Origin of the sequence: Leclercia sp. 1548, from assembly GCF_050435045.1 — a bacterium.
GTDB lineage: Bacteria > Pseudomonadota > Gammaproteobacteria > Enterobacterales > Enterobacteriaceae > Enterobacter > Enterobacter adecarboxylatus.
The window spans coordinates 23,553-49,911 of record NZ_JBNDJP010000002.1 but is presented as its reverse complement, the minus strand read 5'-3'; the positions used below and the strand labels follow the sequence as shown (position 1 = coordinate 49,911).

24 protein-coding genes are annotated in these 26,359 nt (G+C 57.4%); 7 read left to right on the top strand and 17 right to left on the bottom strand.

Annotation, left to right across the window (positions count from 1 at the left end; translation table 11 throughout):
* Nucleotides 1-60 precede the first annotated feature (60 nt).
* Nucleotides 61-552 (bottom strand): Fe-S cluster assembly transcriptional regulator IscR, encoded by a 492-nt coding sequence (gene iscR / locus ABIE02_RS05570; RefSeq protein WP_032613130.1) that lies wholly within the window; start codon nt 550-552, stop codon nt 61-63.
* A gap of 234 nt (nt 553-786) precedes the next feature.
* Nucleotides 787-1,515 (bottom strand): tRNA (cytosine(32)/uridine(32)-2'-O)-methyltransferase TrmJ, encoded by a 729-nt coding sequence (gene trmJ / locus ABIE02_RS05565; RefSeq protein WP_059307397.1) that lies wholly within the window; start codon nt 1,513-1,515, stop codon nt 787-789.
* Between the two features lie 126 nt (nt 1,516-1,641).
* On the opposite strand from trmJ, the gene suhB reads away from it, so the two are divergent.
* Entirely contained in the window at nt 1,642-2,448 is an 807-nt protein-coding gene (gene suhB, locus ABIE02_RS05560) for an inositol-1-monophosphatase (protein ID WP_114144796.1), read from the top strand.
* 100 nt (nt 2,449-2,548) lie between these two features.
* Here suhB and ABIE02_RS05555 read toward each other — a convergent pair whose 3' ends face one another.
* Nucleotides 2,549-3,514, bottom strand: coding sequence for a nickel/cobalt transporter (locus ABIE02_RS05555; protein WP_336994430.1), 966 nt, complete (start codon nt 3,512-3,514; stop codon nt 2,549-2,551).
* The gene (locus ABIE02_RS05550) at nt 3,505-4,143 is read right to left on the bottom strand and encodes a DUF1007 family protein (protein WP_032613138.1); all 639 of its coding nucleotides are present in this window, start codon (nt 4,141-4,143) and stop codon (nt 3,505-3,507) included. The genes ABIE02_RS05555 and ABIE02_RS05550 overlap by 10 nt, the downstream gene beginning before the upstream one ends.
* A gap of 124 nt (nt 4,144-4,267) precedes the next feature.
* Between ABIE02_RS05550 and csiE the strand changes: the two genes are divergently transcribed.
* A complete protein-coding gene (csiE, locus tag ABIE02_RS05545) occupies nt 4,268-5,545 on the top strand; it encodes a stationary phase inducible protein CsiE (protein ID WP_336994429.1) in 1,278 nt (425 codons plus the stop codon).
* Here csiE and ABIE02_RS05540 read toward each other — a convergent pair.
* Nucleotides 5,542-6,678, bottom strand: a complete 1,137-nt coding sequence (locus ABIE02_RS05540; RefSeq protein WP_032613141.1) for a 3-phenylpropionate MFS transporter — start codon at nt 6,676-6,678, stop codon at nt 5,542-5,544. The genes csiE and ABIE02_RS05540 overlap by 4 nt on opposite strands.
* A 383-nt stretch (nt 6,679-7,061) precedes the next feature.
* Here ABIE02_RS05540 and ABIE02_RS05535 point away from each other — a divergent pair, with 383 nt between their 5' ends.
* Nucleotides 7,062-7,484 carry a DoxX family protein gene (locus tag ABIE02_RS05535; RefSeq protein WP_165718186.1) on the top strand — a complete coding sequence of 141 codons (423 nt, stop codon included), beginning with the start codon at nt 7,062-7,064 and terminating at the stop codon, nt 7,482-7,484.
* A gap of 46 nt (nt 7,485-7,530) precedes the next feature.
* Here the strand turns inward: ABIE02_RS05535 and glyA are convergent, their stop codons facing one another.
* Nucleotides 7,531-8,784: a serine hydroxymethyltransferase gene (gene glyA / locus ABIE02_RS05530; protein ID WP_032613146.1), complete on the bottom strand. Its 1,254-nt coding sequence runs from the start codon at nt 8,782-8,784 to the stop codon at nt 7,531-7,533.
* A gap of 306 nt (nt 8,785-9,090) precedes the next feature.
* On the opposite strand from glyA, the gene hmpA reads away from it, so the two are divergent.
* Nucleotides 9,091-10,281 (top strand): NO-inducible flavohemoprotein, encoded by a 1,191-nt coding sequence (hmpA, locus tag ABIE02_RS05525; RefSeq protein ID WP_032613148.1) that lies wholly within the window; start codon nt 9,091-9,093, stop codon nt 10,279-10,281.
* Nucleotides 10,282-10,388: 107 nt separating this feature from the next.
* On the opposite strand, the gene glnB is transcribed toward hmpA, so the two are convergent.
* The 5 genes from glnB to purL form a co-directional block, all read right to left on the bottom strand.
* Nucleotides 10,389-10,727, bottom strand: a complete 339-nt coding sequence (glnB, locus tag ABIE02_RS05520; RefSeq protein WP_032613150.1) for a nitrogen regulatory protein P-II — start codon at nt 10,725-10,727, stop codon at nt 10,389-10,391.
* Between the two features lie 79 nt (nt 10,728-10,806).
* Nucleotides 10,807-12,144, bottom strand: coding sequence for a two-component system response regulator GlrR (glrR, locus tag ABIE02_RS05515; protein ID WP_059307392.1), 1,338 nt, complete (start codon nt 12,142-12,144; stop codon nt 10,807-10,809).
* Nucleotides 12,141-12,899 (bottom strand): two-component system QseEF-associated lipoprotein QseG, encoded by a 759-nt coding sequence (gene qseG, locus ABIE02_RS05510; protein ID WP_117385222.1) that lies wholly within the window; start codon nt 12,897-12,899, stop codon nt 12,141-12,143. Before qseG ends, glrR begins: the two co-directional genes overlap by 4 nt.
* Nucleotides 12,896-14,329: a two component system sensor histidine kinase QseE/GlrK gene (gene qseE / locus ABIE02_RS05505; RefSeq protein ID WP_032613156.1), complete on the bottom strand. Its 1,434-nt coding sequence runs from the start codon at nt 14,327-14,329 to the stop codon at nt 12,896-12,898. The genes qseG and qseE overlap by 4 nt, the downstream gene beginning before the upstream one ends.
* A 577-nt stretch (nt 14,330-14,906) precedes the next feature.
* Nucleotides 14,907-18,794, bottom strand: coding sequence for a phosphoribosylformylglycinamidine synthase (purL, locus tag ABIE02_RS05500; protein WP_117385221.1), 3,888 nt, complete (start codon nt 18,792-18,794; stop codon nt 14,907-14,909).
* A gap of 257 nt (nt 18,795-19,051) precedes the next feature.
* Between purL and mltF the strand changes: the two genes are divergently transcribed.
* Nucleotides 19,052-20,608, top strand: a complete 1,557-nt coding sequence (gene mltF / locus ABIE02_RS05495) for a membrane-bound lytic murein transglycosylase MltF (RefSeq protein WP_130588399.1) — start codon at nt 19,052-19,054, stop codon at nt 20,606-20,608.
* Here mltF and tadA read toward each other — a convergent pair.
* Genes tadA through murQ form a run of 4 tightly spaced genes read right to left on the bottom strand, consistent with a single transcriptional unit; the run spans nt 20,490 to nt 23,955 of the window.
* The gene (gene tadA / locus ABIE02_RS05490; protein WP_150872070.1) at nt 20,490-21,029 is read right to left on the bottom strand and encodes a tRNA adenosine(34) deaminase TadA; all 540 of its coding nucleotides are present in this window, start codon (nt 21,027-21,029) and stop codon (nt 20,490-20,492) included. The genes mltF and tadA overlap by 119 nt on opposite strands.
* A gap of 30 nt (nt 21,030-21,059) precedes the next feature.
* A complete protein-coding gene (gene yfhb, locus ABIE02_RS05485) occupies nt 21,060-21,695 on the bottom strand; it encodes a phosphatidylglycerophosphatase C (protein WP_032613162.1) in 636 nt (211 codons plus the stop codon).
* A gap of 3 nt (nt 21,696-21,698) precedes the next feature.
* Nucleotides 21,699-23,051, bottom strand: coding sequence for a PTS transporter subunit EIIC (locus tag ABIE02_RS05480; protein WP_103793078.1), 1,353 nt, complete (start codon nt 23,049-23,051; stop codon nt 21,699-21,701).
* A gap of 10 nt (nt 23,052-23,061) precedes the next feature.
* Entirely contained in the window at nt 23,062-23,955 is an 894-nt protein-coding gene (gene murQ / locus ABIE02_RS05475) for an N-acetylmuramic acid 6-phosphate etherase (RefSeq protein ID WP_032613166.1), read from the bottom strand.
* A 118-nt stretch (nt 23,956-24,073) separates the two neighbouring features.
* Here murQ and ABIE02_RS05470 point away from each other — a divergent pair, with 118 nt between their 5' ends.
* On the top strand, nt 24,074-24,922 hold the full coding sequence (locus tag ABIE02_RS05470) for a MurR/RpiR family transcriptional regulator (protein ID WP_032613168.1): 849 nt from the start codon (nt 24,074-24,076) through the stop codon (nt 24,920-24,922).
* Between the two features lie 56 nt (nt 24,923-24,978).
* Nucleotides 24,979-25,239, top strand: a complete 261-nt coding sequence (locus ABIE02_RS05465) for a YfhL family 4Fe-4S dicluster ferredoxin (RefSeq protein WP_032613169.1) — start codon at nt 24,979-24,981, stop codon at nt 25,237-25,239.
* Here the strand turns inward: ABIE02_RS05465 and acpS are convergent.
* Together acpS and pdxJ are read right to left on the bottom strand one after the other, a co-directional pair.
* Nucleotides 25,236-25,616 (bottom strand): holo-ACP synthase, encoded by a 381-nt coding sequence (acpS, locus tag ABIE02_RS05460; RefSeq protein WP_077226732.1) that lies wholly within the window; start codon nt 25,614-25,616, stop codon nt 25,236-25,238. The genes ABIE02_RS05465 and acpS overlap by 4 nt on opposite strands.
* Complete coding sequence (gene pdxJ, locus ABIE02_RS05455) at nt 25,616-26,347, bottom strand: pyridoxine 5'-phosphate synthase (RefSeq protein WP_032613171.1); 732 nt, start codon at nt 26,345-26,347, stop codon at nt 25,616-25,618. Before pdxJ ends, acpS begins: the two co-directional genes overlap by 1 nt.
* Nucleotides 26,348-26,359 lie beyond the last annotated feature (12 nt).

Here is a 26,359-nt window from a genome sequence, read left to right as displayed (position 1 = left end):
ATAGTTCATGTTGCAGCACGTGCGGCCAACGCAGTTGCTGCACGAAATATAACGGGCAAATTAGGCGCGTAATTTGACGTCGATTGCGTCCTGCGCGCGGGTATTACGATGGGACTCGTGCGAGTGCTGACGACCAGAGACGTCCAGCACTTCCTGGTTGTTAACCAGTTCACCAATGGTGATGTTATTCAGGAAGCCGGTCAGACGGTCGCTCAGATCGCGCCACAGCGCGTGAGTCAGGCATTTATCGCCGCCCTGACAGCCGCCTTTGCCCTGGCAACGGGTCGCGTCAACGGATTCGTCAACCGCGCTAATGACTTCGCCAACGGCAATACTGCCCGCGTCTTTACCTAACAGATATCCGCCGCCAGGACCGCGAACGCTGGAAACCAGGCCGTTTTTACGCAGTCGGGAGAAAAGCTGTTCCAGATAAGAGAGGGAGATTCCCTGACGTTCAGAAATATCAGCCAATGGAACCGGGCCCGATTCGGAGTTGAGCGCAACGTCCAGCATCGCGGTCACGGCATAACGCCCTTTAGATGTCAGTCTCATGTCTTACTTAACCTCAAACTCGCCCCTGCCCGGGGATTTTTATTGTAAAGTGGGGGTATTGCATAGCAGGGCCAAGTCTGACATTCCCGACTAATTTGGTCAACTATTTACTTGACTGTTTTAGTCAGGTATTTAACCTTCTGTGCGCTCATCAGTTTTTGCCGGGTAACGCTTCGCTTACCCGGTCAAACGATCCGTTGGCCCGAACAAACGCAGCGCCGCCGGACATCAGCCTTACTCTTTATTCTTTTGCTCAATCGACGCCAGAATACCGCGCAGGATGTTCAGTTCCTGGCTTTCCGGGCGAGCACGGGTAAAGAGGCGGCGCAGTCGGTTCATCACCTGCCCTGGATGGCCAGCGCGAATAAAGCCGGTGGCGAGCAGGGTCTGCTCCAGATGACCATAGAAACGCTCCAGATCGTCCACCAGCGGGTACGGCGTCTCTTCCGGTGCAGCGTACGTCTCTTTTTCCTGGGTGGCCAGCCACGCCATCCGCACTTCGTAGGCGATCACCTGCACGGCCATCGCCAGGTTCAGCGAGCTGTACTCCGGGTTAGCGGCAATGGCGACATGATAATGACACTTCTGCAGTTCATCGTTCGTCAGACCCACGCGCTCACGGCCAAACACCAGCGCCACCGGCGCATGCTGACCTTCGGCAATGCTTTTCAGCCCGCATTCACGCGGATCGAGCATCGGCCACGGCAGGGTGCGCGAACGCGCACTGGTGCCGACCACCAGGCTACAGCCAGCCAGGGCTTCATCAAGGGTATCGACAATTTGCGCATTGCCAATGACGTCACTGGCACCCGCGGCGAGCGCGATGGCCTGTGAGTCAGGTTTGACCAGCGGGTTAACCAGCCAGAGATTGGTTAAGCCCATGGTTTTCATAGCACGGGCCACGGAGCCCATATTGCCGGTATGCGATGTCTCGACCAGCACGATTCGGATATTTTGCAGCATAGTTTTTCTGAGATATGAACAATATTTGGTGATGTTATCATAAACGAGAGACAGAATCCGATCCCGCTGCTATACTCTGCGCCGTTTTCGTATCCCCCGTTCTTTAACATCCAGTGAGAGTAACCGATGCAACATCCTATGTTGACCATCGCCGTGCGCGCAGCGCGCAAGGCGGGTAATGTAATTGCCAAACACTACGAAACTCCAGATTCCGTAGAAACCAGCCAGAAAGGCAGCAATGATTTTGTGACCAACGTCGATAAAGCCGCAGAAGCGATGATTATCGAAACCATTCGCAAATCTTACCCGCAGCACACCATCATCACCGAAGAAAGCGGTGAGCACGTAGGCGAAGATCAGGATGTTCAATGGGTTATTGATCCACTGGATGGCACCACCAACTTCGTTAAACGTCTGCCACACTTCTCTGTTTCTATCGCCGTACGCATCAAAGGCCGTACTGAAGTCGCTGTGGTTTACGATCCAATGCGTAACGAACTCTTCACCGCGACCCGTGGTCAGGGCGCGCAGCTGAATGGCTACCGTCTGCGCGGCACCAACGCTCGCGATCTTGACGGCACCATCCTGGCGACCGGTTTCCCGTTCAAAGCCAAACAGCACGCACCTGCTTACATGAAAATTCTGGGCAAACTGTTTACCGAGTGCGCTGACTTCCGTCGCTCCGGTTCCGCTGCGCTGGACCTGGCCTACGTTGCCGCTGGCCGCGTTGATGGTTACTTTGAAATTGGCCTGAAGCCGTGGGACTTCGCTGCTGGCGAACTGATCGCCCGTGAAGCAGGTGCCCTGGTGTGTGATTTCACTGGCGGCCACAACTACATGCTGTCCGGCAACATCGTTGCAGGTAACCCACGCGTTGTGAAAGCGATGCTGGCGAACATGCGTGACGAACTGAGTGAAGCGCTGAAGCGTTAATTCCTGTTTGTCTTGCCCGGATGGCGCGCAGCGATTCGGGCCTACGCCCTCCCCTCTTAACGTGGAAGGGGGCAATGTGAGGGCATCAGCCCTCACATCATTAAAACGGCCGCATCCCTCTGCCCACCGGCACCGCACTGATCCACATCATCACCGCCGCGACCAGCAACACCACCCCACCGGCTAAGGCCAGAGTAGTCCACCCGACCTGACGCCACAGCACCGGCGCTTTATTGCCGCTGAGTCTGACCGCCAGTTGACGAAAACCGTGTACCAGCAACGCCAGAGAAGAGATCGTCAGCCCCGTTCCCGCCGCCATCGCCAGCGCCGAGGCCACGCCCCAGCTGAACACGCCAATCACTTTACTGAACAACAGCACCATAATCGCCCCGGAGCAGGGCCGCATGCCCATCGACAGAACGATCATCGTCCGTGCACGCCAGTCGTTAGCGCGCTGGATCTGCGTCGGACCGGGCAGATGTTGATGGCCGCAGCCGCAGTGTGCGTCATGGACATGATGCGGCGTAAACGCTTTGAAGGTGGGTTTACGCAGCAAGATGCGCAGCTTTTTTAACGCCCGCCAGCAGAGCATCAGCCCCAGCACGCCCACCAGGGCATAGCTCCCCTTCTCCAGCCAGAAGCTGCTCATATGCAGATCCCGCGCCGGAAGCTGCAGCAGCGTTAACACGCCCACGACCAATGCGATCGCCACGCCCCCCTGTAATAAAGAGGAGGCCAGGGTTATGCCAATACTCGATTTCAGTTTTGAAGGATGAGTGGCAAGCCAGGTGGTAATGACGATTTTCCCATGGCCCGGTCCCAGGGCGTGCAGCACGCCGTATAAAAAGCTGAAAATCAGCAGCGACCCGCCCGCTGCCGTCGGATTGTCGGCCACCGCTTTCAGCAAGCCGCTCATCTGCTGATTGACGTCCCGCTGCCAGAGAATGCTCTGCCGCATCACCTGCGGCCACGCCTGCCATAACCAGACGGCCCCTGATACCGCTGCCACCAGAAACAGTGCCAGCGGCCAGAGATCCCACATGCGGCGCGCGCGAACTACTGACATTGCAACCTCACCGTCTGGGCAAACTGTTTACCGAGATCCATGTCTTCCGGCGGGGCATCGTCTTTATCCAGCGAACTGGCAAAGTTGAGCGTCTCATCGCTCGGCTCCGGGGTCTCCACGCTGACGGAACAGCTTTTTTGCACGGCCTCCGGCAGGGTGACATCGTCATCCTCGGCGTAGCTCATGTCGACGTAGTAGGAGGGGTCGAAGGTAGAGAAGGTGTATTTTTGCCCGGCCAGCGGCTGAGGCTCCGCCAGCGGCAAAATAAAGGTCAGCACCGCCTGATGCTCATGACGAGTCATACCGTACTGGGTGGGCCGGTTGAGGAATTTCACCTTCTCGCCGTTATGCCAGAACTCGGTAAAGTAGTGTTGGCCGAGCACGTTGGCCATCACCTCTGCCGCCAGCTTTTTCCAGATTTCATCCCCCGGCTTTGCGTTTCCGGCATCATAAAGCAGATCGGCGGAGGTAAGTTCATCCATCGCCCAGCGCATCTTCAGCCCGGTAAGCTGGTTGTCTTTCACCATTATTTGCGTTTTCAGGGTGATAAAGCTGTGAGGGTGCGCGGCGGCAGCAAAAGATAAAACCGCTAAAAAAAGCGTTGTTGCGCTGCGTTTAACTATTTGCATCTCATCCTCACGTCAAAAATTCTGTGATGTTCACCCGCATTCCTGAAGGAAATGCCCGGCATTGTGCGCTACGGGGTACATCCTTTAGCTATTCTTATCAAACACCCTAACTGGAACCCGACAGATGATGACAACTCTCGAAATGCCATCTGCACTTTCCAGTTCGCAGCGCCGCTGCCAGGTTCTGTTGATGCTCTATGTGCCAGGATTTCGCGCTACCCTGGAACGCATCGGTGAAATCAATGGTGTCGATGATGCCCTCTGCCGGCAGGATATCGACGAGATGCGCATGGAGATCCAGCGCTATCACCAGCTCGACATTGCGACACAGCATGATGGCTGCTACCTGCTTGAAGGTAGCCACCTGAACCAACGTTTATGCCTGCTGCACTGGTTGCGCCGGGCGTTACGCCTCTGCCCCCACTTCATCGCGCAGCAGTTTACCCCATCTCTGAAGATCGCGCTAAAACAGCTCGGCATCGCCCGCACTTTATATGACGATACCAATCTGCGGGCACTGATTAATTTTTGCTCGCGCCGTCTGCAGCGTCAGTTCGAATGCCGGGATACGCAGTTTTTGCAGCTCTATCTGCAGTACTGCCTGCTCCAGCACCATCTGGGCCTGAGCCCCGAGTTTTCAGTGGTTCAGCGCAACTGGACCCAGTCGCGCAATGAATACCTGATGGCGCAGGAGATTGTGCGTCACTGGCAGCGTCGCGTGGCGCAGGTCCCCCACGCCGATGAACACCCCTTTCTGGCGCTGCTGTTTATGATGCTCCGCACACCCGATCCCCTGCGCGATGCGCATCAGGAAGATGACCGTCTGCGCCGCACGATTGCCCGTATGGTTGCCCGCTTTCGTGGACAAACCGGGATGCAGTTCAGCGATGAACAAGGGCTGATCGATCAGCTTTATGTTCATATTGCGCAAGCCCTGGACCGCTCGCTGTTTGGTATCGGCATCGACAACAGCCTGCCTGAGGAGATCCACCGTCTCTATCCCCGCCTGATGCGTACCACCCGGGAGGTGCTGTTCGAGCTGGAAGCGGAGTTTGGCCTGCAGTTCTCTGAGGAGGAGTCGAGCCTGGTGGCGGTGATCTTTGGCGCCTGGCTGATGCAGGAGAGCGATCTGCATGAAAAGCAGGTGGTGTTACTGACCGGGGAAGATAAAGCCTGCGAGGAGCTGATTGAACAGCAACTGCGGGAGTTGACCCTGCTGCCGCTGAACATTCGCTATGTGACGTTACAGTCCTTCCAGAAGGAGGGCGCCCCGCGCGAGGCCGCCCTGGTGGTTACACCCTATACCACCGCCCTGCCCCTGTTCTCGCCGCCGCTCATCCATGCCGTCGAGGCGTTGAATGCGCAGCAGCAGGAACATATTCGGGCCATGCTGGAATCTTAGTGCGCTGCCACTCGCGGACGCAGCAGTACCGCGGGCAGCGCCACCAGCGCCATCACCCAGAAGACCCCGTGTCCGAGATGCTGGTAAAGGAAGCCGGCAAAGACAGTCATGATCGCAATACTGCCGCCCATCGCCACGGCGGAGTAGACCGCCTGCAGACGGATCACATCGCTGCCTTTACGCGCCGAGATATAGCGCATCGCCGCCAGGTGGCATACCGTAAAGGTGCCGCAATGCAGGATCTGCGCGACAATCAGCCACGGCAACTCGGTGGTCCAGCCCATGATCCCCCAGCGGGCAACGCCGCAGATGGCAGAGAGCAGGAGCAGATCCCGGGCACCAAAGCGGCGGAACAGCCGGTTACTGAGGGCAAAGATGATCACTTCCGCCACCACGCCCAGCGACCAGAGATAACCCACGGCAGACGCTGAATACCCGGCGCCCTGCCAGTAGATAGCGCTGAAGCCATAGTAGGCGGCATGCGCGCCCTGCAGCAGACAGACGCAGGCCAGGAAACGCCAGCTCTGGGCGACCAGCGAGCGCCATGCCGGCCAGCCTGCACTCTCCTGCTGACGGCTCTCGCCCTGCGGCATCACCGACGGGCGCAGCAGCATGCCGAGCAGCATCGACAGGATCCCGATACTCAACAGGGCCAGAATGGCCCGGTAGTCATACAGGCTGACGAGCTTACCCACCAGCGCCGAGCCAATCACAAAGGCAATCGACCCCCACAGCCGCACCCGGCCATAGTCCATGGTGATCTGCTTCTGCCAGGTATTGGCCAGCGCATCGGTCAGCGGCACCAGCGGCGAGAAGAAGAGGTTAAAGCCCACCATCACCACCACCAGCCAGGCAAACTGCTGGCTGACCCAGAAACCGGCCATAAACACCAGGGTGAGCAGCGCCAGCACACGTACGGCTTTGATTAAAAGAGAGGGATCGCTGACGCGCGGCGCAATAAGCAGACTACCGAGAAAACGCGCCACCAGGCCCGAGCCAAGCAGAATGCCAATCATCTCCGGGGTGAGGCCAATTCCCTTGAGCCAGACGCTCCAGAAAGGCAGAAAAATACCGTAGCTAAAAAAGTAGGTGAAGTAGCTGAGCGCCAGCCAGCGTGTGGAATGCAAAACCATGAATCCCTCCCGTTTTGGAGGCGATAGTCTGGCGGTAAAAACAGGCTGGCGCAAGCGGGTATTAACAGTTGATTAACAGGTGCTGGCGATGCTCGCGACGAAAATCTCCACCGTGCTATCGCTTTCATCCCTGCCACGGCTGCTCGTGGATAAGGAAAAAGCGCTCCTGCAACCCGTCGCCCCGCGGGTTACTGCGGTAGCGACAGATCATCGGCACCGGTTATTTATTGGTGGAAGATACACCGGAGGCAGGCTAACGGGCACATGCCGCAGTCAGGCAAATTTAAATCACCCTAATGCCTGATTTATGAGGGAAAGCTGAATGGCGGGGCGGCATTTTGTGTATTAGCTTTAAGATAAATGCCCTGCATAGCGAGCCTGCCATGAACAGTTTACGGTATTTCGATTTTGGTCAGTCCCGGGCGCTGATTCTGTTGATCGCCCGTCTCACCCTCATCCTGCTGTTTATTATATTCGGTGTGCCAAAGATGTTCGGTTTCGACGGCACGGTGCAATACATGGCGAAGCTGGGCGCCCCGATGCCGATGCTGGCGGCCATCGTGGCGGTGATCATGGAAGTGCCCGCCGCCATTCTGATCGTGCTCGGCTTTTTTACCCGCCCGCTGGCCGTGCTGTTTGTCTTTTATACCCTGGGTACGGCGGTGATTGGTCACCACTACTGGGATATGAGTGGCGATGCGGTAATGCCGAATATGATTAACTTCTTTAAGAACATCAGTATTGCTGGCGGTTTTCTGCTGTTGGCGGTCGCCGGGCCAGGCGCCATCTCCATCGACCGACGTTAGCCATAAAAAAAGGCCGCATACGCGGCCTTTATTCTGCGGGGCAGACTTATGCGTAAACCGGGAAGCGCGCGCAGATATCCAGCACTTTGGCTTTCACGCGTTCGATAACGGCTTCGTCATTGATGTTGTCCAGCACGTCACACATCCAGCCAGCCAGCTCTTTCACTTCCGCTTCTTTAAAGCCGCGGCGAGTAACAGCCGGAGAACCGATACGGATACCGGAGGTCACGAACGGACTCTTCGGATCGTTTGGTACGCTGTTTTTGTTGACGGTGATGTTGGCGCGGCCCAGGGCAGCGTCAGCTTCTTTACCGGTCAGGTTTTTATCAACCAGATCCAGCAGGAACAGGTGGTTTTCCGTCCCGCCGGAGACCACTTTGTAGCCACGGTTCAGGAACACTTCCACCATCGCTTTGGCGTTCTTAGCAACCTGCTGCTGGTAAACTTTGAACTCAGGCTCCATCGCTTCTTTCAGCGCCACAGCTTTCGCGGCGATGACGTGCATCAGTGGGCCGCCCTGCGCGCTTGGGAAGACTGCGGAGTTCAGTTTTTTATACAGCTCTTCGTCACCGCCCTTCGCCAGGATCAGGCCACCGCGTGGACCCGCCAGGGTTTTGTGGGTGGTAGTGGTAACGACGTGCGCGTGTGGAACCGGGTTCGGGTAAACGCCTGCGGCAATCAGACCGGCAACGTGCGCCATGTCCACAAACAGGTAAGCACCGATGCTGTCGGCGATTTCACGCATTTTTGCCCAGTCAACCACACCGGAGTAAGCAGAGAAGCCACCGATGATCATCTTCGGTTTGTGCTCTTTGGCCTGCTTCGCCATGTCTTCGTAGTCGATTTTACCGGACTCATCGATACCGTAAGGGATGATGTTGTACAGCTTGCCGGAGAAGTTAACCGGGGAGCCGTGAGTCAGGTGGCCGCCCTGCGCCAGGTTCATACCCAGCACGGTATCGCCCGGCTGCAGCAGCGCGGTGTAAACAGCGAAGTTAGCCTGAGAGCCAGAGTGCGGCTGGACGTTCGCGTAGTCTGCGCCAAACAGCTCTTTAGCACGGTCAATCGCCAGCTGTTCAACGATATCAACGTACTCGCAACCGCCGTAGTAGCGCTTGCCCGGGTAACCTTCAGCGTATTTGTTGGTCAGCTGAGAACCCTGCGCCTGCATAACGCGCGGGCTGGTGTAGTTTTCGGAGGCGATCAGTTCGATGTGCTCTTCCTGACGTACTTTTTCCTGCTCCATAGCCTGCCACAGTTCGGCATCATAATCGGCAATGTTCATTTCACGCTTTAACATCCGCATCTCCTGACTCAGCTAACAAGTAAATTTTTGCCTGAAAAAAGGCGGTCCAGTTGGACGACGGGCAACAGTATAACTGATTAGCAGAGTGATAACAGGTCTTGACAAACGATTTTACGCAAACGTTTACCTACCCGCCACGCAAGGGTTTGAGGAATAACGCACTCCCCTTGTAAAGCGGATTTCTTTTCAGGTTTGTGATGCAGCTAATTCATGTTGCAAAGAACCATTTACAACGCAGGGTTATTTTCTATAAGATGCATATAAAATACATCATTAAAGTAACATTTGAAGGAAGCTGCTATGTTAGACGCCCAAACCATCGCTACCGTTAAAGCCACTATTCCCCTGCTGGTCGAAACCGGACCTAAACTCACCGCCCATTTCTACGATCGCATGTTCGCGCACAACCCGGAGCTTAAAGAGATTTTCAACATGAGCAACCAGCGTAACGGCGATCAGCGTGAAGCGTTGTTTAACGCCATCGCCGCCTACGCCAGCAACATTGAGAATCTGCCGGCGCTGCTGCCAGCGGTGGAAAAAATCGCCCAGAAACACACCAGCTTCCAGATCAAACCGGAGCAGTACAACATCGTTGGCAGTCACCTGCTGGCTACCCTGGATGAGATGTTCAGCCCGGGTCAGGAAGTGCTGGATGCGTGGGGCAAAGCCTACGGCGTGCTAGCTAACGTCTTTATCAACCGGGAAGCAGAGATTTACAGTGAGCACGCCAGTAAGAATGGCGGCTGGGAAGGCACCCGCGCCTTCCGTATCGTAGAAAAAACCCCGCGCAGCGCGCTTATCACCAGCTTTGAATTCGAGCCAGTCGACGGCAAGCCGGTTGCCGACTACCAGCCGGGCCAGTATCTGGGCGTGTGGCTGAAGCCGGAAGGCTTCCCGCATCAGGAGATCCGTCAGTACTCCCTGACCCGCAAGCCAAACGGCAAAGGCTATCGTATTGCGGTGAAACGCGAAGAAGGCGGTCAGGTTTCTACCTGGCTGCATGACAAAGCCAACGTCGGTGATGTGGTGCATCTGGCAGCGCCAGCAGGCGATTTCTTTATGGCGGTGGAATCTACTACGCCGGTGACGCTGATCTCTGCCGGGGTCGGTCAGACCCCAATGCTGGCGATGCTGGATACGCTGGCGAAATCGCAGCATAACGCGCAGGTAAACTGGTTCCATGCGGCTGAAAATGGCGATGTGCATGCGTTTGACGATGAGGTTAAAACCATTGCCGCCGATCTGGCGAACTTTAATGCGCACACCTGGTATCGTCAGCCGAGCGACAACGATCGTGCCCTGGCGCTGTTTGGCAGCGAAGGCCTGATGAATTTAGGCCACTATAAAGCGCTGTTCAGCGCCCCGGATATGCAGTTCTATGTCTGTGGTCCGGTGGTGTTTATGCAGTTTGCCGCCCAGCAACTCCTTGAGCTGGGCGTGAACAAAGACAACATTCACTACGAATGTTTCGGCCCGCATAAAGTGCTGTAATGCAAAAGCCCCTCAGAAGAGGGGCTTTTTTTGGCCTGGCGGCGCTGCGCTTGTGCAGGCCGACGGGTTGTACAGGCCAGGTACGCGCTGCGCCACCCGGTGAAGTTTTAGATCGCTGCGTCGTCTTCTTCGCCGGTACGGATACGGATCACGCGCGCCACGTCAAAGACGAAGATCTTGCCGTCACCAATTTTGCCGGTCTGCGCCGTGCGGATGATGGTATCCACACAGGTTTCAACGATGTCGTCAGACACCACGATTTCAATTTTTACCTTCGGCAGGAAATCGACCATGTATTCCGCGCCACGGTACAGTTCAGTGTGGCCCTTCTGACGACCAAAGCCTTTCACCTCTGTCACCGTCATGCCGGTGATGCCTACTTCTGCCAGCGCTTCACGTACATCATCCAGTTTGAAAGGTTTAATAATCGCATCAATCTTTTTCATGGTGGTCCTTAAACTTATGCCTGTCAGCTGCCTCGTAATCGGTTGCTCACAGTATCATATTCAGGCGGAATTTAGGGTATCACTCTTTAAAATCGTTTGCTTCCAGCTCGTGGCGCGACAGCAGCTTATAGAACTCGGTGCGGTTGCGCCCGGCCATGCGAGCGGCATGGGTCACGTTGCCTTTGGTGATCTGCAGCAACTTACGCAGATAGTTAAGTTCAAACTGGTTGCGGGCCTCGACGAAGGTCGGCAGGGCGGTGTTTTCCCCCTCCAGCGCCTGCTCTACCAACGCATCGCTGATGACCGGCGAGGAGGTGAGCGCCACGCACTGCTCAATCACGTTCACCAGCTGGCGCACGTTGCCGGGCCAACTGGCGGTCATCAGCCGCTTCATCGCGTCGGTGGAGAACGCCCGCACAAAAGGCTTATGCCGCTCGGCAGACTGGCGCAACAGCTGGGTAGCCAGCAGCGGAATATCTTCCGCCCGCTCAGCCAGCGCCGGGATCTTCAGGTTGACTACATTGAGGCGATAGAAGAGGTCCTCGCGGAACTCGTTGCGCGCCATTGCCTTAGGCAGATCCCGGTGGGTAGCCGAGATAATGCGCACATTGATGTCGATATCGCGGTTACTGCCGAGCGGCCTGACCTTCCGCTCCTGCAAAACGCGCAGCAGTTTGACCTGCAGAGGCGCAGGCATATCGCCAATTTCATCGAGGAACAACGTACCGCCTTCCGCGGCCTGGAACAGCCCTTCCCGGCTGCTGACCGCGCCTGTAAAGGCCCCACGCGCATGACCAAACAGCTCTGACTCCAGCAGTTGCTCGGGCAGTGCCCCACAGTTGATGGCAATAAAGGCATTTTTGCCGCGCGGACTGGCGTTGTGAATGGCCTGGGCGAGGATCTCTTTCCCGGTGCCGCTCTGGCCGTTAATCAGTACGCTGACATCGGATTGCGCCACCATCCGCGCCTGCTCCAGCAGCCGCAGCATGATCGGGCTGCGGGTAACAATCGACTCCCGCCACGTCTCATCGCCGGACGGTGCGGCATGCTCCAGCGCATCATCGATCGCTTTGTAGAGCGCGTCCTTGTCCACCGGCTTGGTAAGGAAGCTAAAGACCCCCTGCTGGGTGGCCGCAACTGCATCCGGGATCGAGCCGTGGGCGGTGAGGATAATCACCGGCATGCCGGGCTGCAGCTTCTGGATCTCGGTAAACAGCTGCATGCCGTCCATTTCATCCATCCGCAGATCGCTGATGACCAGATCGATTTTCTCGCGCCCCAGCACCTTCAGCCCTTCCTGACCGCTTTCGGCGGTCACCACACTGTAGCCCTCGCTCACCAGACGCATGCCCAGCAGCTTCAGCAAGCCAGGGTCGTCATCCACCAGCAAAAGATGCGCAGGTTTTCGGCTTGTCATGGCTTTCCGTCCTCTTGTTTCGGGGTCTCCGCCGCGTCGCTATCAACGGGGGATGTCGCACTCTTCGGCGCATCTGGCAGATAGTTACTGACCGGCTTACGGGTGGAGAGCTGCCGTTCAATATCGGTCAGGTTTTCCAGCTTCCGGGTGGTGGTATCCAGCTGCGTGCGTAAATATTGCTGCTGCTGGCGCAGGGTATCCAGTTCGCCGTCGGTCGTCTGCTGTAGTTTGCCGTAGCGGGAACGCTCCTCTGCCAGCTGCAGCTGCAGCACCTGCCCATGTCGCCACAGTTGATACAGCGGGCGTACCTGGGCGGGGATCTGCGGGCTTAGTGCATCCAGCCGGGTGGTCAACGTTCGCCGCTCCACCGGGTTAATTTTGGCATTCGCCAGCAGGATGCCGCGTTTAAAGCTCTCCTGCCAGGTGTCATCGGTCCATCCGCGCGCCTCTGCACGCGCGGCGACGGGTGAGAGGCGATCCGCGCAGTCCATGCCGCGCAGCCAGTAGAGCGGGTTACTGTCGGTCTCTTTACCGTGCAGCTGCCAGATATTATTGCAGTCGGTAGAAAGGAAATCTGCCAGCTGATGTTCAGGCAATTTTTCATCCTGCTTGTCGCTGATAGCGGGGACCGGCGCATGGGTGACGCATCCGGCCAACAGCAGGCAGGGAAGGCTCAGGCGGATAAAGTGGCCGGAAAATACCGCGCTAATGGCGCGGGAAAAGACGTGTGACATACTCACCAGACTTAGATTCATTTCAGTGATTTTTCCGACTCAAGCGGCAGTTCGATGCGAAAACAGACATCGGTACGGTCGTCAGTGACAAGATTAAGCTCTCCCTGCATACGACGAATACAGTCGCGGGCGATGCTCAACCCCAGACCGCTTCCCTTAACCGCCCCTTTGCGCTGATGGCTACCCTGGTAAAAGGGTTCGAAGATCATCGCTTTTTCATCGTCGGGGATCGGGTTTCCGGTGTTGGCCACATCGATACAGACTCGCGAGCCGCGCGTAAAACTGCGAATATAAATGGTACCGGATTCAATGCCATAGTGCACCGCGTTGGAATAAAGATTATCCAGCACGCTCATCAGCAGCATGGGTTCGGCTAAACAGGCGGGCGTCGAAAGTGCCAGCTCAGTATGCATCATTTTAGCGCGTGCAGGCAGGCTGTGAGCGGAGAGCACCATATCTACCAGCGGCGCCAGCTCTACCCGTTCCAGCTCGGGCATGCCGTCGGCCAGTTTTCGGTTGTAGTCGAGCAACTGCTCAATCAGCTTTTGCAGATTACGGCTGCTGGCATCGAGGATCTCTACAATCTCTCCCTGCTCCGGTGTCAGCGGCCCGGCCACCTCGTCAGCCAGCAGTTCGGTGCCCTCACGCATACTGGCGAGAGGGGTTTTCAGTTCGTGGGAGATATGGCGTAAAAACTGGTGGCGCTGGGATTCGAGCCACGCCAGCCGCTCTGAGAGCCAGATGATGCGTTGCCCAACCGAGCGTAGCTCGCGCGGGCCGGTAAAGACCACGGTATTGCCCAGCGAGCGCCCCTCCCCCAGTCGGTTAATCATCCGCTCGATGCCTTTGACCGGGCCGATGATCATACGGGTAAAGAGCAGGACCAGCCCCAGGCTGACCAGAAACAGCACCAGCGCCTGCCAGCCAAAGAACTGGCCGCGCTCGGCAATTTCCTGCTGAAGCTGTTGTCCGCGGGAGAAGATCACCGCCCGGGTCGCCTGCACCATCTCGGCATTCGCATTGGCAAAAGCCTCCAGCTTTAACGCAGCCAGCGCATCAGGGCCACTATTGAGACACTGGAGCTGCGACAGCGCATTGATATCCTGGCGTAACGCCTGGTAAAGCTTATCGTCCGGTAACACGCCGGCATGGGCGTCGAGCATTTCGCTGTAGCGCTTACGCTGATTCTGGTACACCCGCGCCAGGGTTTGATCGTCAAGCACGCAATACTGCCGGTAGCTGCGTTCCATCTCCAGCGCGGCATTGGTCATCGCCTCGCTGCGGCGAGCATCAATCAGGGTGGTCCGGTTGGTAAGCGCCGCCTGGGCGCTGAGGGCGTTCAGGCTTTGCCATGCCTGCCATGCAAGCACAAGCAGAGGCAGCAGGATCAGCAGAAATGCCATCATAACTAACTGTCGCAAGGAGCGAGGGAAAACAGGCCAGCGTTTCAACGCATTACTCTCTGTTGCGAGGGGGTAAGAGGATGCTAGCTGGACAACCCTTCAGATACAACAAAGCCGGGTTAAAAACCCGGCTTTGTTGTGGAATGAGGCGGTGCCTAACTCGACGTTTCGCCCTGGGTCTGATAAAGCAACGCTATGATCAGTAGTTGGACGGCAGGCACCTTTTTGTGCGTCATTCGAAGTTTATGTAGCACGTCCCGAAGGGGCTGACATAAGAAGGTGAATGAGCCACTGGTTATTATTATGCAACAGATGTGCCATATTGCAAATAAAAATATTAAATCGTTAATTTATATAAGATTTTATAAACTTATACGGTAATTGCGGGCGGAATGATTTTCAGGCTATCTGTCGCTTATCAGCAACACCCTGGCAGGGTTATTAGTCGTTCCATTAAAATCAATAGGTTATGTGTCGCCACTTGGCGACACTGAAAAACAGGGGTTGTCGCATATTTGCGACACCGGGAAATGACCAGCAGAACACGACGCGATGCCTTCGCCCTGCTCTCTTTCTTTTAAAGAGAAGACAAATAAAAACGGCAACCGAAGTTGCCGTTCTGGACTTAACCCAACTGCTTACGCGCGTTGCGGAAGATACGCATCCACGGGCTATCCTCGCCCCAGTTCTCCGGGTGCCAGGAGTTGCTGACGGTGCGGAACACGCGCTCAGGGTGCGGCATCATTACCGTGACGCGACCGCTCTCGCTGGTAACGGCGGTGATCCCGTTGGCAGAGCCATTCGGGTTCGCCGGGTAGGTCTGCGTAACTTTACCGAAGTTATCGACAAAGCGCAGCGCCACCAGGCCTTTACTCTCCAGCTCCGCCAGATGCGCGGCGTTACGCACTTCAACCTGTCCTTCACCGTGAGATACCGCGATTGGCATCTGGGATCCCACCATCCCCTGCAGCAGCAGAGACGGGCTTTGAGTCACTTCCACCAGGCTGAAACGCGCTTCGAAGCGGTCGGACTGGTTACGCACAAAGCGCGGCCAGGCTTCACTACCCGGGATCAGCTCACGCAGGTTCGACATCATCTGGCAGCCGTTACAGACGCCCAGCGCCAGGGTCTGCGGACGGTGGAAGAAGGTTTCGAACTCGTCGCGAACGCGGTCGTTGAAGAGAATGGATTTCGCCCAGCCTTCGCCCGCGCCCAAGACGTCACCGTATGAGAAGCCGCCGCACGCCACCAGCGCCTGGAAATCGGCCAGACCGGTACGCCCAGCCAGCAGGTCACTCATGTGTACGTCGATGGCATCAAAGCCCGCACGGTGGAAGGCAGCCGCCATCTCAACGTGGGAGTTAACGCCCTGCTCGCGCAGAACGGCGACTTTCGGACGCGCCCCCCTGGCAATATACGGCGCAGCGATATCTTCGTTGATGTCGAACGAGAGCTTCACGTTCAGGCCCGGATCATTGTCGTTGGCTTTCGCCTCGTGCTCCTGATCGGCGCATGCCGGGTTGTCACGCAGACGCTGCATCTGCCAGGTGGTCTCTGCCCACCACATGCGCAGCGTGGAGCGGCTTTCGGCAAAGACGGCCTGACCGTTGGCTTCGATGACAAAGCGATCTCCGGTCACCGCTTTACCCAGATAGTGTACGCAGTCGCCCAGACCATGCTGCGCCAGCAGCGCTTCCACTGCCTCGCGTTCGGCTGCAGGCACCTGAATCACGGCACCCAGCTCTTCGTTAAACAGCGCCGCCAGACGATCGTCGCCCAGGCTGGCAATGTTGGCTTCTACGCCACAGTGGCCGGTAAAGGCCATCTCTGCCAGGGTCACCAGCAGACCACCATCAGAACGGTCGTGGTAGGCCAGCAGTTTGCGTTGGGCAACCAGCGCCTGAATGGCGTCGTAGAAGCCCTTAAGCTGCGCCACGTCGCGCACGTCGGCAGCCTTGTCCCCCAGCTGGCGATAAACCTGCGCCAGCGCGGTGGCGCCCAGTGCGTTGTGGCCTTTACCGAGATCAATCAGCAGCAATGCGTTGTCTTCGGTAGAGAGTTGCGGGGTAATGGTATGACGAACATCTTCCACGCGGGCGAAGGCGGTGATCACCAGCGACAGCGGCGACGTCATCTCGCGCTGCTCGCTGCCTTCCTGCCAGCGGGTTTTCATCGACATGGAGTCTTTACCCACCGGAATGGTCAGGCCCAGCGCCGGACACAACTCTTCACCTACCGCTTTCACCGCTTCGTACAGCCCGGCGTCTTCGCCCGGGTGACCCGCTGCGGCCATCCAGTTGGCGGAGAGCTTGATGCGTTTGATGTCGCCGATCTGGGTAGCGGCGATGTTGGTCAGCGCTTCACCTACGGCCAGACGGGCAGAGGCCGCGAAGTCCAGCAGAGCAACCGGAGAGCGTTCGCCCAGCGCCATCGCTTCACCATAGTAGCTGTCGAGGCTGGCGGTGGTCACCGCGCAGTTTGCCACCGGCACCTGCCACGGGCCAACCATCTGGTCGCGGGCAACCATGCCGGTTACGGTGCGGTCACCGATGGTAACGAGGAAGGTTTTTTCTGCCACAGCCGGCAGATGCAGAACGCGGTTTACCGCCTCGGCAACCGTCACACCTTGCAGGTCGAGGGCTTTGCCGCTCGCTTTGCGGGTCTGTACGTCGCGGGTCATCTTCGGCGTTTTGCCCAGCAGCACGTCCAGCGGCAGGTCAATCGGCTGGTTGTCGAAGTGGGTATCGCTCAGGGAGAGGTGCATCTCTTCGGTGGCTTCACCGATTACCGCATACGGGGCGCGCTCGCGGCGGCACAGTTCATCGAACAGCGGCAACTGATCCGGGGCAACGGCCAGCACGTAGCGTTCCTGAGATTCGTTACACCAGATCTCCAGCGGGCTCATGCCTGGCTCATCGCTCAGGATGTCGCGCAGGTTAAAGCGGCCGCCGCGGTTACCATCGCTCACCAGCTCCGGCATGGCGTTGGAGAGACCACCCGCGCCCACGTCGTGAATAAACAGGATCGGGTTGGCGTCGCCCAACTGCCAGCAGCGGTCGATCACTTCCTGGCAGCGGCGCTCCATCTCCGGGTTGTCGCGCTGTACGGAGGCAAAATCGAGATCCGCATCAGACTGACCGGATGCCATCGACGATGCCGCTCCGCCGCCAAGACCGATGTTCATCGCCGGGCCGCCCAGGACGATCAGCTTCGCACCGACGACGATCTCGCCTTTCTGTACGTGATCGGCGCGGATGTTGCCGATTCCGCCTGCCAGCATGATCGGTTTGTGGTAGCCGCGCAGCTCTTCACCGTTGTGGCTGTCCACTTTCTCTTCGTAGGTACGGAAGTAACCGTTCAGGGCCGGACGGCCAAATTCGTTGTTAAACGCTGCGCCACCTAATGGGCCGTCGGTCATGATATCCAGCGCGGTAACAATGCGCTCTGGTTTGCCGAAGTCCTCTTCCCACGGCTGTTCAAAGCCCGGGATACGCAGGTTGGAAACGGAAAAGCCCACCAGACCCGCTTTGGGTTTTGCCCCACGGCCGGTGGCGCCTTCGTCACGGATTTCGCCGCCGGAACCGGTCGCCGCACCCGGCCATGGCGAAATCGCCGTCGGGTGGTTGTGTGTTTCAACCTTCATCAGGATGTGCGCAGGCTCCTGATGGAAGTCATAGCGCCCTGCTTCGCGATCGGCGAAGAAGCGGCCCACCTCGGAACCTTCCATCACCGCGGCGTTGTCTTTATAGGCAGACAGCACGTGGTCAGGGGTTTTTTCCATGGTGTTTTTGATCATTTTGAACAGCGACTTCGGCTGCTGCTCACCGTCGATAACCCAGTCGGCGTTAAAAATCTTGTGGCGGCAGTGCTCGGAGTTAGCCTGCGCGAACATATAGAGTTCGATATCGTTCGGGTTGCGGTTCAGCTTAACGAAAGCATCCTGCAGATAATCAATTTCATCGTCGGCCAGCGCCAGGCCCAGACGCAGGTTGGCGTCAATCAGCGCCTGACGGCCTTGACCCAGCAGGTCCACGCTCTGAACTGGCGCAGGCTGGTGGTGAGAGAAGAGTTGCTGCGCATCATCCAGAGAGGCAAACACGCTCTCCATCATGCGGTCGTGCAATTCGCTTGCCACAACGGCCCACTGGGCGTCAGTCAGGGTGGAGGCTTCAACGTAATACGCCACGCCGCGTTCCAGACGATCAATCTGGCTCAGACCACAGTTGCGGGCGATGTCGGTTGCTTTAGAAGACCAGGGGGAGATGGTGCCCGGACGAGGCGTAACCAGCAGAAGTTTACCGTTCGGGGTATGGCTGCTCAGGCTTGGGCCGTACTTCAGCAGGCGCTCAAGGCGAACTAAATCCTCTGCCGTTAAGGGAGCATTCAGGTCAGCAAAATGGACATACTCAGCGTAAATATTGCTTACCGGAAGGTCGGCCGCCTGAAAACGTGCCAGCAGTTTGTTGATACGGAAGGCAGACAGTGCAGGCGAACCACGCAGAATTTCCATCATAAGTCTCTCGTCTTCGAAGCGCCGGAGGCGCTTACAGTGTGCGCAAGGGGGGAAAACGGGCGCCATTATAGTGGATCCTGCGCGCCGACGAAACCGTTTGCGTCGTAATAAAATCGTCGCCGCCATTTAAGCCTTTCCCGCTAATAAGTTGCCAAGTGGCGTAACTTTACGCAAAATGCCGCGAAATCTTTGGTAATACTTGTTTTTACTGTGGCGACAACAAACCAAAATAATAGACTGCTCATAGAATCAACTTATTGAAAAAATTAAAGATTAATTACCTGTTCATCGGCATAGTTACCTTGCTGCTGGCAGCGGCCCTTTGGCCTTCAATCCCCTGGTTCAGCAAGGCCGACAATCGCATCGCCGCCATTCAGGCGCGGGGGGAGCTGCGCGTCAGTACTATCTCTTCGCCGTTGACCTACACCGCGATCAACAACAAAGTGATTGGCCTGGACTACGAGCTGGCGCAGCACTTTGCTGACTACCTGGGCGTAAAGCTCAAAATGACCGTGCGCCAGAACATCAGCCAGGTGTTTGACGATCTGGACAACGGCGATGCCGATATGCTGGCCGCCGGGCTGGTCTATAACAGCGAGCGCAGTAAAAACTATCAACCAGGCCCCACTTTTTATTCCGTCTCGCAGCAGCTGGTCTATCGCGTCGGCAGCCTGCGTCCGCGCACCCTTGCCAGCCTCACGGCTGACCAGCTCACCATCGCCCCCGGGCATGTGGTGATTGACGATCTGCGGGCATTGAAAGAGAAAAAGTATCCCGATCTTAACTGGAAGGTGGATGAGAAGCTGGGCACCACGGCGCTGCTGGGGCTGGTCGCCGACGGTAAACTGCCCTACACCATCGCGGACTCGGTAGCCATCAGCCTGTTCCAGCGTGTTCACCCGGAACTGGCGGTGGCGCTGGATGTCACTGACGAGCAGCCCGTCACCTGGTTCAGCCCCCTCGATGCCGACCAGACGCTCTCCGCCGCGATGCTCGATTTCTTCAACGGAATGAATGAGGACGGCACCCTGGCGCGTCTGGAGGAGAAATACCTCGGTCATGGCGATGACTTTGACTATGTAGATACCCGCAGCTTCCTGCGGGCGGTAGATAATGTCCTGCCGGATCTCAAGCCGCTGTTTGAGAAGTACGCTCAGGAGATCGACTGGCGCCTGCTGGCAGCCATCTCGTATCAGGAATCACACTGGGATGCCCTCGCCACCTCGCCCACTGGCGTGCGCGGCCTGATGATGCTGACCAAAAATACCGCCCAGAGCCTGGGTCTCACCGACCGTACCGATGCCGAACAGAGCATCAGCGGCGGCGCGCGCTACCTGCAGGATATGATGGATAAGGTGCCGGAGACGGTGCCGGAAGAGGAGCGGATCTGGTTTGCGCTGGCGGCCTACAACATGGGATATGCCCATATGATCGACGCCCGCGCCCTGACGGCAAAAACCAAAGGCAATGCCGATAGCTGGTCAGACGTCAAACAGCGACTGCCGCTGCTGAGCCAGAAGCCGTATTACAGCAAGTTAACCTATGGCTATGCGCGCGGCCACGAGGCCTACGCCTACGTGGAAAATATCCGTAAATACCAGATTAGCCTGGTGGGGTATCTGATGGAGAAAGAGAGAGAGGCGCAGGCAACACAGCAGCTGGCGCAAAGTTATCCGGTGGTGTCGCCGGATGAACTTACTCGCCCGATAACTTCAATTCTGCCTTTTGTCGCTTTTTCTGCTGACGCCGCATTCGAAAGAACTCACTTAGCATCTCCGAACACGCTGGTGCCAGCACCCCACCCATCACATTGACCTGATGGTTCATGCCGGGATGGCGGAGCACGTCCAGCAGCGAACCTGCCGCACCGGTTTTTTCATCTGACGCGCCATACACCACCGTGCCGATCCGGCTGTGGATCATGGCACCGGAGCACATGACGCAAGGTTCGAGGGTGACATAGAGCGTGGTGTCCAGCAGGCGGTAGTTTTGCAGCACCAGTCCACCCTGGCGCAGGGCCATGATTTCGGCATGGGCGGTGGGATCGTGACGTCCAATCGGGCGATTCCAGCCTTCGCCAATCGCCTGGTTATTGTGGACCAGCACGGCGCCCACCGGGACTTCACCCTCTTCCCAGGCACGTTTGGCAAGCTGGAGCGCATGGCGCATCCAGTATTCATGATTGAGTTCAAGGTCGGACAACGCAGCATACTCCAGTCTGAAAAGCGGGCGCATTATACACACCCGCTATGCATAATCACACACTCATTCCAGTTGCTGAAGTTCGCCGAGGGGCGTGACGCGCCAGCGGTGCTGGCAGAAGTAAAGGAGGGGGTTGTCCTGCTTACTGTCGCTGTAGCCGCTGTAGAGCCGCAGCGGGGTGCCAATTTTCTTCTCCAGCTGCACCACCTTTTCGTGGCCGAGGCAGCGCATGGTCAGCACCCAGCCACCGTACGCGCGCCCCATCTGAGTGGCAATCAGGTTGACGCGCGGCAGCCAGGGGGTATCGAAATAGACCTGCTCGACCAGCGACTGCGGCGAGCCGGTAATCAGCCAGATATCGGCATCGTTGGCATTCAGGTAGTTGGTTAACCGCTCCTGCACCACCGGGAAGGCGGTGACATGTCCACGAAACCAGCTGACAAACTCTTTCTCCAGCTGTTTGAGCCGCGCTTCGCTGTGGCCGAAGGTGCAGCCCCACAGCAGCAGGCTCATCGGCCAGCGGGCGGCGCGGCCTTTAACCAGCAACGCCCCGCCGATAATGGGTAACAGGGGCAACACGAGCAAAGCATTCAGGGGCTGTCGGCGCAGCAAATAGCGCATAAAGGTGCCGAACATATCCTGCTGATGCAGCGTTCCGTCCAGATCAAAAAAGACTACGCGACGCTCGTGATTGGCCAAACCTTACTCCTCTGGATCATTAAACCCTAACAGCCAGGTAAACAGGAACCCGGCGATCACCGCTACCAAATAGCCTAACAGATAGAGCATGACTTTTCCGGTAACGATGGTTAATGCCAGCGGTAATCCAGAAATACCGAAGGTGATAACGGTTGCCACTTTCCAGTAACTAATGAGCGCCCCGCCGATCGCGCCCCCCAGACAGGCGCCGATAAATGGCTTGCCCAGCGGCAGGGTGACACCGAAGATCAGCGGTTCACCGATCCCCAACAGCCCGACCGGCAGCGCCCCTTTGATCACCTTTTTCAGGCGTTCATTACGGGTTTTCATCAGCACCGCAATCGCCGCGCCGATCTGCCCGACACCGGCCATCGCCAGAATAGGCAGCAGCGCGTTGTAACCATGGGCCTGTACCAGCTCAACGTGGATAGGCACCAGGCCCTGGTGTAAGCCGGTCAATACCAGCGGCAGGAAGGTGCCGGACAGTACCCCGCCCACCAGGAATCCCCCGCGATCGATAGCCCAGGAAGCGCCGTGGGCGATAGATTCCGAGATCACGCCACCCAACGGCTGCAGGGCGATGATTGCAACGCTGCCAGTGATTAAGGTTGTCAGCAGCGGATTAAAAATCAGCTCCAGCGAGCCAGGCAGAACACTGCGAAGCCTTTTCTCAATCCAGCACATCAATACTACCACCAGCAGAACGGCGATCACCCCGCCCCGCCCCGGCTGCAGCGCTTCACCAAACAGGGTGATTTGCGCCAGCTGTGGGCTGGAAAGGATCCCCGCCATAACCCCGCCCATCGCCAGCGAGCCGCCAAACACCTTGGCGGTGTTCACCCCCACCAGAATGTTCATGATGGCAAAGACCGCGCTGCCGAAGATGCCGAGGATCCCCAGCAGGTTGGGATAGTGGGTCGCGAAGTCGCCAACAATGTCCGGGCGTTTGAGGATATTGATAATCCCGGTGATCAGCCCCGAGGCAATAAAAGCCGGGATAAGCGGAATAAAGACGTTTGCCAGCTGGCGCAGCGCGTCGCTCATCGGCGCTTTATATTTGGCCTTCGCCTGCGCTTTAGTGCGCTCGGCATCATCAATCACCGCTCCGCCCATCAGCGAACGCATGGCGTCCACCACCTGCGCGGCCTTTCCAGGGCCGACGATCAGCTGGTGTTGCTCCCCCTGCTTCACATAGCCGCTGACGCCGGGCAGTTTTTTCAGCCTCGCCAGATCGAGCTTGTTATCATCCTGAACTTCCACCCGCACCCGCGTCATGCAGTTTTCCAGACGCAGAATATTGTTCTCTCCGCCGATACCCGCAAGGATATCGCTGGCGAGGGCTACTGTTTTTTCCATGTATGCCTCTTTAGTTCTCTAATGCCGCACGTAAGAATCCCTGATGCGCGTCAAGTCTGGCGCGCGCCGCAGCGGCATCCAGCCCGCTTAAGATCATCAGAATGGCCGGTTTAACGTCATACCCGGTCTGTTTCAACACCTCTTCCGCCTCTTCACGGGAGGTGCCAGTAGCTTCCACCACCATGCGGCACGCCCTGTCGATGAGCTTCACGTTAGTGGCTTTCATGTCCACCATCAGGTTCTGATAGACCTTGCCGAATTTCACCATCGCGCCGGTAGAGATCATGTTCAGCACCAGCTTTTGCGCGGTGCCGGATTTCAGGCGGGTGGAGCCGGTTAAGGCTTCCGGGCCGACAACGGGCGAGATGGCGATCGACGCAATCTGGGCAATCGGTGAGCCAGGATTACAGGAGATCGCCACGGTGGTGCAGCCGATCTGGTTCGCAAATGCCAGGCCGCCAATCACGTACGGCGTGCGTCCGGAGGCCGCCAGCCCGACCACCAGATCCTGCGCAGTCAGGTTGAGTGCTTTGAGATCGTCTTCACCGAGCTGTTGACTGTCCTCGGCCCCTTCCACCGCCTTCAGTAATGCCCCCGGACCACCGGCAATCAGGCCGATGACCAGGCCGTGCGGTACACCAAAGGTTGGTGGACATTCTGAAGCATCCAGCACCCCCAGACGCCCGCTGGTGCCCGCGCCCATGTAGATGATGCGTCCGCCCGCTTTCAGTGCGGCGGCGGCGGCATCGACGGCTTTCGCCACCTCAGGTAATGTTTCTTTCACTGCCTGCGCGACCAGCGTATCCTGTTGGTTAAAGCGATTAACCAGGTCAAGCGTGGAGAGCGCATCGAGATCCAGGGTTTGTGGATTGCGGGATTCTGATACCAGTGAGCCGAGATTCATTTTTTTGTGCCTCAAGAATTTTTAATTCATAATAGTCGCATTATAATGGAATATAAAATTCATTCAGGCGAGCAGAATTCGCATTTGCTGCACTCATCACATTTCGCCAGGAGTCCTTATGAACTGTTTAATTCGTATCCGCCAGCGATACGCGGGTTTTGCCCAGAGTGATAAAAAACTGGCGGACTTTTTGCTCACCCAGCCCGATCGTGCCCGCCACTTAAGTTCCCAGCAGCTGGCAAGCGAGGCGGGAGTGAGTCAGTCCAGCGTGGTCAAATTCGCGCAAAAAATTGGGTTTAAAGGTTTTCCGGCGCTGAAGCTGGCGCTGAGCGAAGCCCTGGCCAGCAATCCGAATCCGCAATCCATGCCGGTGCACAACCAGATCCGCGGCGATGATCCGATGCGTCTGGTGGGCGAAAAGCTGATCAAGGAGAAGGTCGCGGCGATGCACGCCACGCTTGACGTCAACAGTGAAGAGAAGCTGCTGGAAAGCGTCGCCATGCTGCACGCGGCACGGCGGGTGATCCTCACCGGGATCGGGGCGTCGGGGCTGGTGGCGCGAAACTTTGGCTGGAAGTTGAACAAGATCGGCCTGATAGCCATCGTTGAGCAGGATATGCATGCCCTGCTGGCGACCGTGCAGGCGATGGCGCCTGATGATTTGTTGCTGGCGATCTCCTATTCCGGCGAACGTCGGGAGATTAATCTTGCCGCCGATGAAGCCCTGCGCGTAGGCGGGAAAATCCTGGCTATCACCGGCTTTACGCCTAATGCACTGCAGCAGCGGGCTACGCGTTGTCTGTACACTATTGCCGAAGAGCAGGCCACCCGCAGCGCGGCGATCTCCTCTACCAGCGCGCAGATGATGCTCACCGACCTGCTGTTTATGGCCCTGGTCCAGCAGGATCTGGAGCGCGCCCCGGAACGCATACGTCACAGCGAAGCGCTGGTAAAAAAACTGGTTTGAGCAGGGAATGAGCGTATAATGCCCGCCCTGTTTGTGTTGTTTCTGAGAATTTCCTGATGGCGCTGTTAATCACCAAAAAATGCATCAATTGCGATATGTGCGAACCTGAATGCCCGAACCAGGCCATTTCGATGGGGGACACCATTTATGAGATTAACAGCGACCGCTGCACCGAATGCATTGGCCATTACGAGACGCCAACCTGCCAGAAGGTGTGCCCAATCCCCAATACCATCCTGAAAGATCCGGCACATTCTGAATCCGAAGAGCAGTTATGGGACAAGTTCGTCCTGATGCACCACGCGGATAAGATTTAACTTTCGATAATCACCGTGGCGCAGGCGTAATGACGTTCATCCGCCAGCGTGACGTGCATATGCGCCACACCGAGCTTTTCTGCCAGCGCTAATGCCTCGCCCCACAGCCTAAGGCGCGGTTTGCCCAACTCATCGTTAAACACTTCGAACTGATTAAACGCCAGGCCATTGCGGATCCCGGTGCCGAAAGCTTTCGCCGCCGCCTCCTTCACCGCAAAACGCTTGGCCAGAAAACGCACCGGCTGCTGGTGCGTTTCCCAGATGGCCCACTCGTTATCGCTGAGCACCCGGCGGGCAAGGCGATCGCCGCTACGGGTAATCACCGCTTCGATACGGGCGATTTCAACGATATCCGTGCCTAAGCCGAGGATGGCCATTACTTGCGGGCTTCCAGCATCAGACGTTTCATCTCGGCCACCGCCTCTTTCAGGCCGCTCATCACTGCACGTCCAATAATGGCATGACCGATGTTCAGCTCGTGCATCTCCGGGATCGCGGCAATGGCTTTGACGTTATGGTACGTCAGGCCGTGACCGGCATTGACCTTGAGGCCAAGACCCGCAGCATAGGTAGCGGCTCTGGCGATGCGATCCAGCTCTTTTGCCTGGGTCGCTTCGTCTTCGGCATCGGCATAGCAGCCGGTATGGATTTCAATGTACGGCGCACCCACGTCTGCGGCGGCTTTGATCTGAGCTTCATCAGCATCGATAAACAGCGATACCAGGATCCCGGCATCGGCCAGGCGTTTGCAGGCATCACGCATCTTGTCCAGCTGACCGGCCACGTCCAGCCCGCCTTCAGTGGTCACTTCCTGGCGCTTTTCCGGCACCAGGCAGCAGAAGTGCGGTTTGGTCTCAACGGCGATGGCCAGCATCTCTTCGGTGACGGCCATCTCCAGATTCATGCGGGTGTCCAGCGTCTGGCGCAGAACACGTACGTCACGATCGGTAATATGGCGACGGTCTTCGCGCAGATGTACGGTAATTCCATCGGCACCCGCCTGCTCAGCAATGAATGCCGCCTGAACCGGATCAGGATAGGCCGTACCGCGCGCGTTGCGCAGGGTGGCAATGTGATCAATGTTGATGCCTAACAGTAATTCAGCCATGACAATCCTCGG